A 14,629-nucleotide genomic window follows, 5' to 3' on the forward strand; every position below is an offset into this window, starting at 1 on the left:
GCCAGGACCAGCACGTGGGAGGCGGTAAAGACAAATGCCTGACGCAGAACGCAAATACCTGTTCTTGCAAGGACCGCATGGGCCGTTTTTCCATCGGCTGAGCCAGATGTTGAGTGCTGCCGGATGCCAGACATGGCGGGTAGGGTTTAACAAAGGGGACGAAGCGTTTTGGCGGAATAAATCCAACTATATTCCGTTCAAAGACCCCTATGAGACTTGGCCGGCACGCTTTGCTACGCTGATTGGTGAGGCCGGGATCACTGACATTGTGCTGTATGGCGACACGCGACCAATACATGCCCAAGCTATTGAAATTGCGAAAGAACGAGGCCTTCGTATCCATGTGTTTGAAGAAGGATATCTGCGCCCCTATTGGGTGACGTATGAGCGCGGCGGCACGAATGGCAACTCCCGCCTGATGCAAATGACCGTTGAAGACATGCGCCGTGATCTCGACGGGTTGGAGCATAGTCTGACGGAAGCACCGACAACCTGGGGCGACATGCGCCAACATATTTTCTACGGTGCGCTCTACCACTATTTCGTTTTCCTGCGGAACGGCTCTTACCGCAACTTCACACCGCATCGCGCGATCTCGGTGACGCAGGAATTCAAGCTGTATCTCAAACGGTTGCTTACGCTGCCTTTCACCCGGCTTGAACGGCGTATTGCGACATCCCGGATCATTCGGGGCGGGTTTCCATACCATTTGTGCCTGCTGCAGCTGGAACATGACGCGAGCTTTCAAGCGCATTCACCGTTCACAACCATGTCCGAGTTTCTTGAACTGGTGATTGACGGCTTTGCGACGGGTGCGCCGTCGCATCATCATTTGATCCTAAAGGCCCATCCGCTAGAGGACGGGCGCGTGAATTTGCGCAAAGAAATCAAACGGCTGGCCCATGATCGCGGCGTGACCAGTAGGGTGCATTACCTACGTGGCGGCAAACTGGCGCGGCTTTTGGATACGGCGCGCAGTGCGGTCACTGTCAATTCAACCGCCGCGCAGCAAGCGTTGTGGCGCGGGTTACCCCTGAAGGCCTTTGGAGACGCGGTTTACAACAAGCCGGACTTCGTCTCGACCCAGTCTTTGGGCGATTTTTTCACGCATCCCACGCGGCCCGACAGCAAGGCCTATCGCGACTATCGTCACTATTTGTTGGAGACGTCGCAGATCCCCGGAGGGTTCTATTCTGCCAAAGGCAGACGACAATTGCTGCGCCAAGTGGTCGACATGATGCTGACGGCTGAGGACCCTTACGACGCATTGACTTCAGGCACTGCGACGCCACGGCAACAGTTGCAACTGGTCAAATGACCTAGTGGCTTTCTTTTTCCGCACGTTTCTATACGGTTAAAAGAAAAACTTAAGGCAGTTTCCCAACGAGGAGCCGAGGCAGTGTCTATTCTATCCAAAAAGGGTGCGCGTATTGCGTCCTTTCTTCTCATCGCATCTATCGTAGCATCCTGCGGCTTGCCCAGAACAGGCCCCGGAAAACGCGAGATTTTTGCAGGTTCCGTGCAAAAACAAGGCGATGCCTTCGTTGTTTCGGTCAATAGCCGTGTAACACGTGCGACCTCTGTACAGCCGGTTCTTGGCTTTTCTGATGCGTTCCTGAATGCGGGCGTGTTAGGGTCAGACACGATCAACCCAGGCGACACACTGGGTTTGCTGATCTATGAAAACGTTGATGACGGGCTTTTGGCAGCCGAAGGCGGTAACGCCACGCCGCTTGACGAAGTGCAGGTTGACGGCAACGGCTTTATCTTTGTGCCTTATGCAGGCCGTATCCGGGCTGCGGGCAACACGCCCGAAAGCCTACGCCGCGTGATCACCAACAAGCTGAACACTCAAACCCCTGACCCGCAGGTCATCGTGCGCCGCGTCGCTGGCGACGGCTCCACTGTGTCGCTTGTGGGCGGCGTTGGTAGCCAGGGCCTATTTGCAATTGAACGCCCGACCCGCACATTGTCGGCAATGATTGCCCGGGCTGGTGGTATTTCGATTGCGCCCGAAGTTGCGCAGATCAGCGTTATTCGCGGTGCGCACACCTCCAAGATTTGGTTCGAGGACCTCTATTCCAACCCGAAATTCGACATCGCCCTGCGCGGTGGGGACCGGATTTTGGTCGAGCAGGACACGCGTTCTTTCACCGTGTTGGGCGCTACTGGTGCGCAGAGCCGACTTGAGTTTGAAACGCAAACGCTCTCCTCGATTGAAGCAATCGCGCAAGTTGGTGGCTTGAATTCGAACCTTGCAGACCCGACCGGCGTCTTCATCTTCCGCAATGAGCCTTCTGAGATCGCCAATTCAGTGCTGGGTCGCAACGACCTGCAAGGTGCGCAGCGCATGGTTTATGTTCTGGACCTGACAGCGCCCAACGGCATGTTTGAGGCACGTGACTTCGTGATCCGCGACGGCGACACGATGTATGTGACCGAGGCGCCATTCGTGACTTGGAACAAAACAATCTCCGCGCTTACCGGCTCGCTTGCATCCGCGAACGCGCTTGCATCGGCCGCTGGCAGCGGCAACTAACATGACGACCGGGGCGCAAGTCCCGACAAAACCCGCGCCCGGTCCCTCCCACCGCGCGCGGGTTTTCTATTTTAACGGCGGTTTTTTCACACAATCGCGCGTGCGCCGTATCCTTGATCTGGCCGGACTTGACCTGACGCTCGGCAAGCCCGGGTCGGATGATCAGATTGCGGTCTGGGGTAAAAGCCCGACCTCCGGGCGGGGCGAGGCGATGGGGGATTTGACCGGGGCGCGGCTGATCCATATCGAAGATGCGTTCCTGCGGTCGATCAAAACCGGGCGTGCGGGCGGGCCGCCTATTGGCCTCACAATCGATCATCAACGCCCGTATTTCGACAGCTCCGCACCTTCTGATCTGGAAACGTTACTGGCCACCGAGCCTTTGGACGATGCCGCATTCCTTGCGCGTGCACGCATTGCCAACGAACGTATTCAGGCATTGCAGTTATCCAAATACAATGATTTCGATCTCACCCAGCCCGACCCTGCGCCCGGTTATGTGCTGGTGCTGGATCAGACGCGCGACGATGCCTCGATCACCTATGGCGGCGGCTCGGTCGCAGCGTTTCGCGAGATGTTGGTCTTTGCGCAACAGGACCACCCCGGCGCGCGTATCCTGATCAAAAGCCACCCCGAAACGGTTGGAGGCTTTCGCGACGGCCATTTTGGACCGGAACACTTGTCCGACCGGATGGAGCTGGTGACGGCGCCTTACAGCCCGCAACAGCTGTTTTCGGGCGCGATTGCAGTCTACACGGTTAGCTCAGGAATGGGGTTTGAAGCGATCATGGCCGGACACCGGCCTGTCGTGTTTGGCCAACCGTTCTATGCGGGTTGGGACCTGACAGAGGACCATCAACCCATCGACCGGCGGCAGCGGCGCCTGACGCGCGCGCAGCTATTTGCGGGCGCGATGATGCTTTACCCCAAATGGTATGACCCCTACCGTGACCGGCTGTGCGAGATTGAACAGGTGATCGACACGCTGGAAGCCCAAAGCCGCGCGTATCGCCGCGACCGGGACGGCTATCACATGCTGGCGATGAGCAGATGGAAACACACGCATCTACGGGCGATATTTGGCCAGCACGGGCCTGTGGACTTTGACGCGGGCGGGGGTGATCGCCCTGTCATGGCTTGGGCCAGCAAGTCCAAAACTCTGGCGCTGCCAAGTGGCGCGTCCGTGATCCGCGCGGAGGACGGCTTTTTGCGATCACGCGGTTTGGGGGCCGAGTTGATCCCGCCAATGTCATTGGTACAGGACACCCAAGGCATCTATTACGACCCGTCCGCGCCCAGCGACCTGGAAGACCTGATCAATGCCAGCCCGGAATTGCCGCAGCACGCCTCTGACCGCGCAGAACGGTTGCGCCGCCAAATAGTCAAACATGGGTTGAGCAAATACAACCTCGCGGGCGACCTGCCCGCCTTTGATGCCGCCGGGCGAGAGGTCATTCTGGTGCCGGGCCAAGTGGAGGACGATGCCTCAATCAAGCTCGGTGCAGGCGAGGTTTCGACCAACCAAGCCTTGCTGGACGCAGTCCGCGCCGATTTTCCAAAGGCATTTCTGATCTACAAACCCCATCCTGATGTCGAAGCGGGGCTACGCGGCAGCGCGCCGGTTCAGGGCGCCGACTTGGTCGCAAAAAGAAGCGATCCGCTAGCGCTTTTGGAACGCTGCGACCGCGTCGCGACGATCACGTCGCTTTTGGGGTTTGAAGCGCTGATGCGTGAGATCCCGGTGACCTGCTACGGCGTACCGTTCTACGCGGGTTGGGGATTGACCGATGACAAGATGAGCACGCCTCAGCGACGCTTCGCGCGGCCCACGCTTGCGCAGATCATACATGCCAGCCTGATCGATTATCCGCGCTACCATGACCCGAAAACAGGCCTGCCCTGCCCCGTCGAGGTGATTGTGGAACGGTTGGTCTCTGGCGATATTCCCACGCCCGGCAATCGGTTTTTGTCAAAGCTGCAAAGCCTGTTTGGGCGTTTCGCACCGATCTGGCGACGTTAATCTGTTTGCAGAAAGCTGAGCGTGCCATCGGGCAAGATCATCGCCGCAGAAAGCAGCCCAGTTTCCCAAGCCCCTGTGTCTACCGCGATACGCCCATCTTTTTCGCCCGCGACATCTACGCGGGAATGGCCGTGGACGACCCATTGCGCATCACTTCGCGCGACCGTCAGGAATTCTGGGTGGCCCCAGGTCAGAACCCGCGCGCTTTGTTCATCCATGCCACGGCGCGGATCGGCTGCGGCATGCACCACGTGCACGTTGCCACTTTGAAGCTGTGTGGGGCGCGCTTTTAGCCAATCAATTCCGCGCTGACGCAGTTCACCTTTGAGAAATTCCGCAGCGGCGTCAGCATTATCGACCGTCAACCCAGCATCGCCCAAGGCAATGTTGAAACTCGCGAAGGTCGCCGCAGCGCCTTCCTTTGACCAGCGGGAACAGCGGGCGCCAGGCGTGTCGAGAAAATCAAGGCACATCTGTTCGTGATTGCCCAAGAGGCAGACAACGTTTTCGGGAAATTCGGTTGTGAGCTCCCGCATACGTTCCAGCACACGTGCGCTTTGCGGGCCATGGTCGATCAGGTTGCCCACGAAAACCAGTTTTGGCCCTTTAAGCCCACGTTCTCCGATTTCGGTGTCGATCAGCTCTAAAAGGCTTTCGAGAAGGTCCGCGCGACCATGAATATCGCCCACGACGAACAGCGGTTGTTCGGGAGAGACACCGCCATCTGAATCACTCTCGGACGCGGCTTTGTCACGTCCACTCACCAACGAATTTAAGAACTTCACGGCGCAGGCCTCATTGCGTCAACAGTATTTCTCCCTAATGACGGCGAATTCGCGATGCAATTCAAGGAAAACCGTCATAAAAGCGCTCTGAAATGTAAAGAGGATCGGCACCATGGCAAAATGCGCACTGATCACCGGGTCTGCCGGGTTCATAGGCTACCATTTGAGCAAGCGTTTGCTGGAAGATGGCTACAAGGTCATCGGGCTGGACGGGTTTTCAGACTATTACGACGTCACGCTGAAACGTCGCCGCCATGAAATGCTGTCGCAATCTGAAGGGTTTGTGCCCGTCGAAGGGTTGCTGGAAGCCGATGGTCTGGTGATGCAGCTGTTTGAAACGCACAAACCCGATGTCGTAATCCATCTTGCTGGTCAAGCCGGCGTGCGTTGGTCCATCGAGAATCCGCGCGCCTATGTGGATGCCAATTTGATCGGAAGTTTCAACATCCTTGAGGCCGCGCGCGCGCATAAACCTGCGCATTTGCTGATGGCGTCGACCTCGTCGGCCTATGGCGCGAACACGCAGATGCCATACCGCGAAAGCGACAAGGCTGATATGCAGGTCAGCTTCTACGCCGCGACCAAGAAGGCCAATGAATCCATGGCCCATAGCTACGCGCATCTCTACGATATTCCGACCACAATGTTCCGGTTTTTTACCGTCTACGGCCCGTGGGGGCGGCCAGATATGGCGCCCTTCCTGTTCACATCAGCGATCCTGGAGGGGCGGACAATTGACGTCTATAACCACGGCAACATGCAGCGCGACTTCACCTATGTGACCGATTTGGTGGAAGGCATACGGCTGCTGATTGACGCAGCCCCAGAACGACCTGAGACGGCGGACGCGATCGAGCCCGGCGACAGCCTGTCCGCCGTGGCCCCTTGGCGCATCGTCAATATTGGTAATGGCGAGCCGGTCAAGCTTATGGCGTTTATCGAGGCGATTGAGGCCGCAACTGGCATTGAGGCCGACAAGAATTTCATGGACATGCAACCCGGTGACGTTCCCGCGACATGGGCCGACACAGCGCTACTGCAACGTTTGACCGGGTACGCACCGTCCATGTCCATTGAAGACGGAATGAAGCGTTTTGTAGCGTGGTACCGCGACTATTACGACACGTGATCAGCACACCAGGTTTGCATCAGGTCGGGACCAACCTGTTCCTGATTTTGCAGCGCAAAGCGCGGGGCAGTGCCAAGTTTGTCGAGGTTAAGCGCTGCGGTTGAGGCCAGCCCGTCGGCACCCAGCACAAGCCCTGCAGTGAAGACCACCAGCTCGTCAACGCAACCGGCGGCAATGAGGGAAGCCGCGAGCCCACCGCCACCCTCGCAAAAGACACGCGTTATGCCCTGCTTCGCCAGAAGCGTTAGCGCGTCGACCACTGCTACTTTAGACCGCTGAGTGGACACACACATTGCGCCTGCCTTTTCCCAAACCTCTTTGGCCAAAGAGTCCGCGTCCTTGCCGTGGATGAGCCAAACCGGCGTGTCGCGCGTCGTGTCAAATAGCGGTCCGCGCTGCGGCAGGTTGAGGTCATTGCTCAACACCACACGGACCGGCTGATGAGCATCGCCCAAGCCGCGTACCGTCAGCGACGGCAGATCCGCGCGCGCTGTGCCTGCGCCAACCAGAACCGCGTCATGACGCGCGCGCATCAAATGAACGCGGCGGCGCGCCTCGGGTCCAGTGATCCACTGGCTTTCACCTGTCGAAGTCGCAATCCGACCGTCGAGGCTTTGGGCAAGTTTCAACGTGACCATCGGACGTGACCGGGTCACGCGGCTTAAAAAGCCCGCATGATCTTGAAGGGCCTCCAGCTCCAACACCCCCGTTTCAACACGAACACCCGCATCGCGCAATTTTTGTAGTCCACGCCCGGCAACGCGCGGGTCAGGATCGCCCGTGGCGACCACAACGCGTTCTACTCCAGCTTCGATCAGCGCGTCACAACAGGGCGGGGTTTTGCCGGTATGTGCGCAAGGCTCAAGCGTGACATAGGCCGTTGCGCCGCGCGCGTTGGGCCCTGCTTGGTCAAGCGCATGGCGTTCCGCATGGGGTCTGCCACCGTCTTGTGTCCAACCGCGCGCGATAACACGGCCGTCTTTGACAAGCACACAACCCACGGCAGGGTTCGGCCAGACGCGGCCTTGGCCGCGCCGCCCCATCGACAGAGCAAGCGCCATCCATCGGGCATCAACCTGCGTCGATGCGGACCCGGCGGCCATTGCCTTAGTCGTCTTTTGGCGAAGGTGGGCGCAGCTCGGAGACGAAGTCTTCAAAATCATCCGCTGCCTGGAAGTTCTTGTAAACGCTGGCAAAGCGCACATAGGCAACAGTGTCGATACGCGCGAGCGCTTCCATGACGATCTCACCAATTGATGTGGACGGAATATCTGTCTCGCCCATGCTTTCAAGCCGGCGCACAATGCCAGAAATCATCTGGTCAATCCGCTCAGGATCCACAGGGCGTTTTTGCATCGAGATGCGGATCGAGCGTTCTAGCTTGTCGCGGTCGAAATCCTCGCGTTTGCCGGAGGTTTTGATGACCACCAAATCGCGCAATTGCACGCGTTCATAGGTCGTGAACCGCCCGCCACAGGCCGGGCAAAACCGGCGCCTGCGAATGGCCACATGGTCCTCCGCAGGGCGTGAATCTTTGACTTGAGTATCGACATTACCGCAGAACGGACACCGCATTCTGACTTCCCCTTCATCTGCCTCTGGGTGTTGTTCCCCAGTTATCCACAGCAACTATAGGACAGCAACCAGACTTTGGGTAGAGGGGAAATTAAGCCGCAAGATGAGCCGCAACCTGGCGGCTATGGGGGCGATCCCGGTGCTCGAAAAGGTAGATGCCCTGCCAGGTGCCCAACGCCATTTGCCCGCCAATGATCGGAATAGACAGCGAAACCGGCATCATTGCAGCTTTGATATGTGCTGGCATATCGTCAGGCCCCTCATAGGTGTGGGTGAGGTAGGACATGGACGGGTCCGTTGTCGGCGGCACCAAACGCGCGAAAAAGTTGCGTAGATCGGTCTGCACCTCTGGGTCCGCATTTTCTTGGATCAGCAACGAGCATGAGGTGTGGCGCACAAAGAGGGTTAGCAGGCCCTCCCCCATATGTTGGTCCTCGACCCATGCACGTAGGCCATGCGTGAATTCGTACAGGCCTTGCCCATCGGTCTGTATCGTAAAAACCTTGTTCAATTGCTTGGGCAATCCGTTTTCCATTGGCGCGCGTCGAAATCCCAACACTGCCCGGCATTAGTCTTCAAGTCGAAGAACAGGTTTAGGTTTTCTGTGACGCTTCCAGCGTCGCATTCCAGTCGCGCTAGCTGTTCGCCCCCTTTGCTGACGGAGACACCGCCTTGTTGAATTGCCCCTTCTGTCAGGCGGTCGAAGGCGCTGTAGACAGTATAGCCGTAGTCTCGATTGGTGAACTCAACCCATTCAGACAGCGTGCGTCCAATGCCATTCCATGGAAGATATCTCAGCGATTGGATCGGCTCGATCAGTTCCAACTCAGGCTCTTGGCCGCGCAGGCCGAAGCGGTAGATCGCAGCTTGTTCCGTGGAACAGACGCGCAACACTTTCTTGCCGCCTGACACAGTGCAATCAAACACCTCCCGCTCCCCAATTCCGCAGGCGAATGCAGGCGTCGCAAAGAAGGCAAAGGCGAGTACAAGTGCTTTCACTCTTCAACCAACGCTTTGAGATTGCTGAGACCTTTTTCATAGTCGGCGCCAACCCAGTCATCCATCATAAGCCCCATCCAGCGACCTACTGGACCGGCGCCCATGTCGGCGGTCATGCCCCAGGTCACGGTTGTCACGCCGCTGGCCTCTTCCAACTTGTAGGAGGCCGTGGCAGTGCCCATATCGCCAAAATCGAGCGCATTTTTAACACTTTGATTTGGCACGCTCTCGACGACTTCCATCGAGCCGTTGCCCACTTGTGGATTGTCAGATGCCCATGACATTTTCGCGCCGACGCCTTCGGCCACGTTGCCATAGGTCGTCTGCACATTTGGATCGATCCCCAGCCAAGGCGACCACGCTTCGGTCGCTTTGAGGTTGTTGACATGCGGGAAGATTTTATCGGCGGGCACATTCATTTCGGCCTGCCGTTCTACAGTCACTTCGCGCGGCAACAGCATTCCGATGGCGACAAAACCGACAATAAGCACGGCAAGTCCGCCGAGTATCCATTTGAGAACACGCATTAAATCTACCTCCCGTTAGCTACAAAGCTTCATCTTGAATGAAAGCTAGCAGAGGTCGGGCGATTTCCAAAGCGACGGATTTCGAGGGAATTCCTTAGGAAAAGAGCCGCTCGCCCTGTTCATCGATGACCTGCTTGGCTTTGTTTACCGCGGCTTCCGCCGCAGCATCTGCGCTATCGAGGACATCCGCCCGAACGAGCCTATGGGTTTGCACGGCATCGCCTTCACCTTTTTCGATCAGGGCACATAGCCTGTAGCGAGACCCTTCTTGCATTGGCTCGGGGGTAATTGTGAACCCGTTATGCTCGACTTTTTTGGTTCCGGTTGCGAAGGTTTGGACAAACCGAAAAGCTTTGAGAAAAAGGCCATGGTGTCTCTATTCAAAAACAAAACTGCCGAACCCGTAACAACCTGCCTCAGAGTGACCTGAGGCAGTGCTGTTACTTATTGATCGAGGAAGCTACGCAACTTGCGTGAACGGCTTGGGTGTTTGAGCTTTCTAAGCGCTTTCGCCTCGATCTGGCGAATACGTTCCCGCGTGACCGAGAATTGCTGACCGACCTCTTCAAGCGTGTGGTCCGTGTTCATCCCGATGCCGAAGCGCATGCGCAGGACGCGCTCTTCACGTGGCGTGAGCGATGCCAGAACGCGCGTCGTCGTCTCTTTCAGGTTTTCCTGAATAGCCGAATCCAGCGGCAGGACCGCGTTCTTATCCTCGATGAAATCACCGAGCTGGCTGTCTTCCTCGTCGCCGATTGGCGTCTCAAGGCTGATCGGCTCCTTCGCGATCTTCATCACCTTGCGCACTTTTTCGAGCGGCATTTGCAGCTTCTCGGCCAGTTCTTCTGGCGTCGGCTCGCGGCCAATCTCGTGCAGCATCTGACGACCGGTACGGACCAGCTTGTTGATCGTTTCGATCATATGAACCGGAATACGGATCGTGCGGGCCTGATCGGCAATGGAGCGCGTGATCGCCTGACGGATCCACCACGTCGCGTAGGTGGAGAATTTGTAGCCACGGCGGTATTCAAATTTATCAACCGCTTTCATCAGGCCGATGTTACCTTCCTGAATAAGATCCAGGAATTGCAGGCCGCGGTTCGTGTATTTCTTGGCAATCGAAATCACGAGGCGCAGGTTGGCTTCGACCATTTCTTTCTTGGCTTGGCGGGCTTCTTTCTCACCCTTTTGCACTTGCGCCACGATACGACGGAATTCAGTGATGTCGACGCCGACATATTGGCCGACCTGGGCCATTTCGGCGCGCAGGTCTTCAACCTTGTCGCGGGATTTTTCGATCAGCGCGACCCAGCCACGGCCCGGCATTTCGGCGATGCGGTCCACCCAGCCCGGGTCCAGCTCATACCCGCGGTAGATATCAATGAACTCGCGGCGGTTGATGCGGGCCTGATCAGCCAGCTTCACCATCGCGCCGTCAATCGACATGATACGGCGGTTGATACCGTAAAGCTGGTCGATCAGCGCTTCAATCCGGTTGTTGTGAAGGTGAAGCGAGTTCACCAGATCGACGATTTCCTGGCGCAGCTTTTGATACGCGGTCTCTTCTTTCTTGGAAAACGTGTCGTCATGGTTGATCGCGGCAGAGATACGCAAGTCCTGCATCTCGGCCAGCTTTTCATAGTCGCCCGCGATGATGTCGAGCGTTTCCAGCACGCGGGGTTTCAACGCAGCTTCCATCGCAGCCAGCGACAGGTTGGCTTGTTCGTCCTCGTCATCCTCATCATCGTCAGTGGCGATGGGGTTTCCGTCCGCGTCCAGCTCTTGCTTTTCTTCTTTGTTTTCCTCGGCCTTCTCTGCGCCGGGGGCGGCGACGACGCTTTCTTCTTCGCCGTCTTCGTCCATCTGATTGCCGAAGGTGGTTTCAAGGTCGATCACGTCGCGCAGCAAAATGTCTTCCGACAAAAGCTCGTCGCGCCAGATTGTAATCGCCTGGAATGTCAGCGGGCTTTCGCAAAGCCCTTCGATCATGGTTTTGCGACCGGCCTCAATCCGCTTGGCGATCGCAATCTCGCCTTCGCGGCTAAGCAGCTCGACCGAGCCCATTTCACGAAGATACATCCGGACCGGGTCGTCGGTGCGGTCCAGCGTCTCGGTCGTAGAAGTGGCGACAACAACGTCTTTGGCCTGGGAAGTCGTTGCGACTTCTTTCGAGCTGCCGTCGTCTTCGGCTTCTTCTTCCTCGATGATGTTGATGCCCATCTCGGACAACATCGACATCACATCTTCGATTTGCTCGGACGCCACCTGATCGGGCGGCAGCACTTGGTTGAGCTGATCATAGGTGATGTAGCCACGTTGCCGGGCCTCAGCGATCATCTTCTTGACCGCGGCTTGGCTCATATCGAGACCTTCGGCGGTGTCTTCACGTTCCTGCTTCTGGTCGTCTGTGTCTTTGGGGGCCATGGAATGCTCCTGCTAACGCGGCGTGGCTACGGATCGCCTAAATGATTCGGTCTGATTCGTTTCCGAATCAATATCGCGAATCGAACTGATTCGCACGTCGGTTTCAAAACCGATGATTACTTTCTTTTCTTAACCCAAACCTCACCATCGATGAGGCTTTGTAGATAGCTGGACATAGCGCCGCGATCTTCGCTGTCACCCTCATTGTCCGTCATTCCTTTGCGGTTTGCAGCCTCTCGCGCCTCAGCCGCTTGGCCGACCCGCCAGGTCAGCCCTTCATCGGCGACGCCAGCCAGGTCTTCGACCGCCTCTTCGACCTCTCTTTGAACGCCGCGGCGGGCCTCAAGCTTGGCCAATTCTTCCGCAAGCGTCATCCGTGTCAGGTCTTCATGCGCCCCCGGCCGGATTGCCGGTGCTATTTGCACATGGCTAAGGGAGTAAAGCTTTTCAAGGGGTTCGGGTCCTAGCTCTGCTTCTAAAATTTTATGCAAAATGTCGCGATCTGTCTCTTCTTCATGGCGCAAAAGCGCTGCAATCAACGCCCGGTGGTCAGGGCCATGAAGATCAAGCGTTTCGAGATCGGATAGAAATTCGCCGATAAGATGCGGATGGGCGACCAAGATGGCCAGGATCACGGCCTCGCGCACACGTTCTTCCACATCTGCACTTTGGGCCAGCAGCGAGTTCTTTGTCGAGGGCACCGCGACACCCTTGCTGGCAAAGCCCTGGCGTGGTTTCCCACCACCGCCACTGTTGCCCTTCTGCCACCCCCCGGTGTCGCGCTGCGGACGTTGGGAGGCGAAAAGTTCACCGCGCAGGTATTTGATTTCAGCGGCATAGTGGTTGCGCAGCCCGGCATCTGTGATCTTGCCAAGCGCTTGCCGAAGCGACTGATCAAGAGCCGCTTTGCGTTCCGGACTATCGAGGACCTTGCCATCTGTTTCACGCTGCCAAAGCAGATGCACCAGTGGTTTGGCCTGTTCCAAAAGCTTGCGCATCGCCCCAGCGCCCTGCGATTTGAGCAGGTCATCAGGGTCTTGGCCTTCGGGCAGAACGCAGAACCGGAGTGACTGGCCGGGGCCAATCAGCGGCAACGCCATGTCGATCAGCCGCATCGCGGCGCGTTGCCCGGCGGTGTCGCCGTCAAGCGTGATGATCGGTTCCGGCGCGATACGCCAGAGCATCTGCAGCTGCGTTTCTGTCACAGCGGTGCCCAAAGGGGCGACGGTCGCGCCAAAGCCCGCCTCAGCAAGCGCAATCACGTCCATATACCCCTCGGCGACCAACAGTGTGTGGCCCTTGCCGGACGCATCACGCGCGGCACCGTGGTTGTAGAGCGAGCGCCCTTTATCGAACAGTTCCGTCTCAGGCGAGTTCAGGTATTTGGCGTTGTCGTTCGGGTCCATCGCACGGCCACCAAACGCAATGCAGCGCCCGCGCGCGTCACGGATCGGGAACATGATCCGGTTGCGAAACGTGTCATAGGGCTTCTTGCCCTTAGTCGACGCCTTGGCGAGGCCCGCTGCCAGGATCAGCTCTTCTTTCACACCTTTGCCAGTCAGATGATCCCATAGGTTTTGCCAGCCGTCGGGTGCGAAACCGATCTCCCAACGGTCCAATGCGTCCTCAGCAAGCCCGCGACCCACCAGATAGTCACGCGCTGCGGTCCCACCACCGGTTTTGAGCTGCAATTTGAAAAACTGAACGGCCTGATCCATCACGCCTGCCAGTTCAGCCCGGCGATCCTGCTTTTCCTGCGCTTTGGGATCACGGGCGGGCATGGTCATGCCAGCCTCACGCGCCATGATCTCGACCGCCTCCATGAAAGAAACGTTCTCCGTCTCCTTTATGAAGCCCAGCGCATCGCCTTTGGCGTGGCAGCCGAAACAGTAGTAGTAGCCCTTCTTGTCGTCGACGTGGAAAGACGCGGATTTTTCTTGATGGAACGGGCATGGCGCCCACATATCGCCCTTGCCGGGCTGCGACTTGCGCTGATCCCACATCACCTTGCGCCCGACCACCTGCGCAATGGAGGTGCGGCTTTTCAATTCGTCCAGAAATCCGGGTGGCAGGCTCATGCCATAGTATATCGTATCGGGCGGGCGGAGAGTCCAGAGGGCAGCGCGCGCAGCGACCGCCTTCATCGCAACACTCAGCTCATGGACGAGCGTTTTCGCCATGGAGCGGAAGACCATAAGATCATAACCATCAGAGCGGCGGATTATGAGCGCGTTCATATGCCCGATGAGGGAGCGCGCTGCGTCGCCCTCATCCATCGCGTGCAGGTCCAGCGGGCACAAACGCGCCAATACATCGGTTGCGCCGGCCCCTTCTAGCGCCACGAAAGCCCACGCATCGGTTTGATCCGTTACAGCCGCCGGTAGCTTGGGAACAGCGCCACCAATCACAAAATATTGCCCGTGCCCGCCCCAAATGATTTCGCCCTTTGCGCCGGTCAGGGCGCGGCCCGGATCAGGCAATCCCGCGCCTATCGCGCCTTCCAATACTGCGGAAATCTCGGGTGTTTGGCCGCGAAAGGGCGCAACCGAGATCAGCGCTTCGGGCACAATTTCGCGCAATTTGACACCACCATGGCCGATAGGAAGCAGCCCGTCGCAGGCGGATTTGGCG

13 protein-coding genes are annotated in these 14,629 nt (G+C 57.7%); 4 read left to right on the top strand and 9 right to left on the bottom strand.

The features are described 5' to 3' along the window. Positions 1-34 precede the first annotated feature (34 nt). The 3 genes from ACZ1G7_RS06325 to ACZ1G7_RS06335 all read left to right on the top strand — a co-directional run bounded on the left by ACZ1G7_RS06325 (position 35) and on the right by ACZ1G7_RS06335 (position 4,559). Positions 35-1,318, top strand: a complete 1,284-nt coding sequence (locus ACZ1G7_RS06325) for a capsule biosynthesis protein (RefSeq protein ID WP_472662975.1) — start codon at positions 35-37, stop codon at positions 1,316-1,318. Positions 1,319-1,399: 81 nt separating this feature from the next. Further along, on the top strand, positions 1,400-2,539 hold the full coding sequence (locus ACZ1G7_RS06330; protein ID WP_472662976.1) for a polysaccharide biosynthesis/export family protein: 1,140 nt from the start codon (positions 1,400-1,402) through the stop codon (positions 2,537-2,539). 1 nt (position 2,540) lies between these two features. Beyond that, positions 2,541-4,559, top strand: coding sequence for a capsular polysaccharide biosynthesis protein (locus ACZ1G7_RS06335; protein WP_472662977.1), 2,019 nt, complete (start codon positions 2,541-2,543; stop codon positions 4,557-4,559). On the opposite strand, the gene ACZ1G7_RS06340 is transcribed toward ACZ1G7_RS06335, so the two are convergent. Further along, positions 4,556-5,344, bottom strand: a complete 789-nt coding sequence (locus tag ACZ1G7_RS06340; RefSeq protein WP_472662978.1) for a metallophosphoesterase — start codon at positions 5,342-5,344, stop codon at positions 4,556-4,558. The genes ACZ1G7_RS06335 and ACZ1G7_RS06340 overlap by 4 nt on opposite strands. Before the next feature lie 112 nt (positions 5,345-5,456). On the opposite strand from ACZ1G7_RS06340, the gene ACZ1G7_RS06345 reads away from it, so the two are divergent. After that, complete coding sequence (locus ACZ1G7_RS06345) at positions 5,457-6,473, top strand: NAD-dependent epimerase (protein ID WP_472662979.1); 1,017 nt, start codon at positions 5,457-5,459, stop codon at positions 6,471-6,473. On the opposite strand, the gene ribD is transcribed toward ACZ1G7_RS06345, so the two are convergent. From ribD to dnaG, 8 genes are all read right to left on the bottom strand, one after another. Next, entirely contained in the window at positions 6,461-7,576 is a 1,116-nt protein-coding gene (gene ribD, locus ACZ1G7_RS06350; RefSeq protein WP_472662980.1) for a bifunctional diaminohydroxyphosphoribosylaminopyrimidine deaminase/5-amino-6-(5-phosphoribosylamino)uracil reductase RibD, read from the bottom strand. The genes ACZ1G7_RS06345 and ribD overlap by 13 nt on opposite strands. A gap of 4 nt (positions 7,577-7,580) precedes the next feature. Next, complete coding sequence (nrdR, locus tag ACZ1G7_RS06355) at positions 7,581-8,048, bottom strand: transcriptional regulator NrdR (RefSeq protein ID WP_472662981.1); 468 nt, start codon at positions 8,046-8,048, stop codon at positions 7,581-7,583. Between the two features lie 91 nt (positions 8,049-8,139). Then, positions 8,140-8,583, bottom strand: a complete 444-nt coding sequence (locus ACZ1G7_RS06360; protein WP_472662982.1) for a secondary thiamine-phosphate synthase enzyme YjbQ — start codon at positions 8,581-8,583, stop codon at positions 8,140-8,142. After that, the gene (locus ACZ1G7_RS06365) at positions 8,556-9,047 is read right to left on the bottom strand and encodes a hypothetical protein (RefSeq protein WP_472662983.1); all 492 of its coding nucleotides are present in this window, start codon (positions 9,045-9,047) and stop codon (positions 8,556-8,558) included. Before ACZ1G7_RS06365 ends, ACZ1G7_RS06360 begins: the two co-directional genes overlap by 28 nt. Then, the gene (locus tag ACZ1G7_RS06370) at positions 9,044-9,574 is read right to left on the bottom strand and encodes an SRPBCC family protein (protein ID WP_472662984.1); all 531 of its coding nucleotides are present in this window, start codon (positions 9,572-9,574) and stop codon (positions 9,044-9,046) included. The genes ACZ1G7_RS06365 and ACZ1G7_RS06370 overlap by 4 nt, the downstream gene beginning before the upstream one ends. A gap of 94 nt (positions 9,575-9,668) precedes the next feature. After that, complete coding sequence (locus ACZ1G7_RS06375; protein ID WP_472662985.1) at positions 9,669-9,848, bottom strand: HlyU family transcriptional regulator; 180 nt, start codon at positions 9,846-9,848, stop codon at positions 9,669-9,671. A gap of 170 nt (positions 9,849-10,018) precedes the next feature. Next, complete coding sequence (rpoD, locus tag ACZ1G7_RS06380) at positions 10,019-11,998, bottom strand: RNA polymerase sigma factor RpoD (RefSeq protein ID WP_472662986.1); 1,980 nt, start codon at positions 11,996-11,998, stop codon at positions 10,019-10,021. 116 nt (positions 11,999-12,114) lie between these two features. After that, entirely contained in the window at positions 12,115-14,076 is a 1,962-nt protein-coding gene (gene dnaG, locus ACZ1G7_RS06385) for a DNA primase (RefSeq protein WP_472663684.1), read from the bottom strand. Between the last annotated feature and the right edge of the window lie 553 nt (positions 14,077-14,629).

The organism is Litoreibacter sp. JB4-2 (assembly GCF_055693445.1).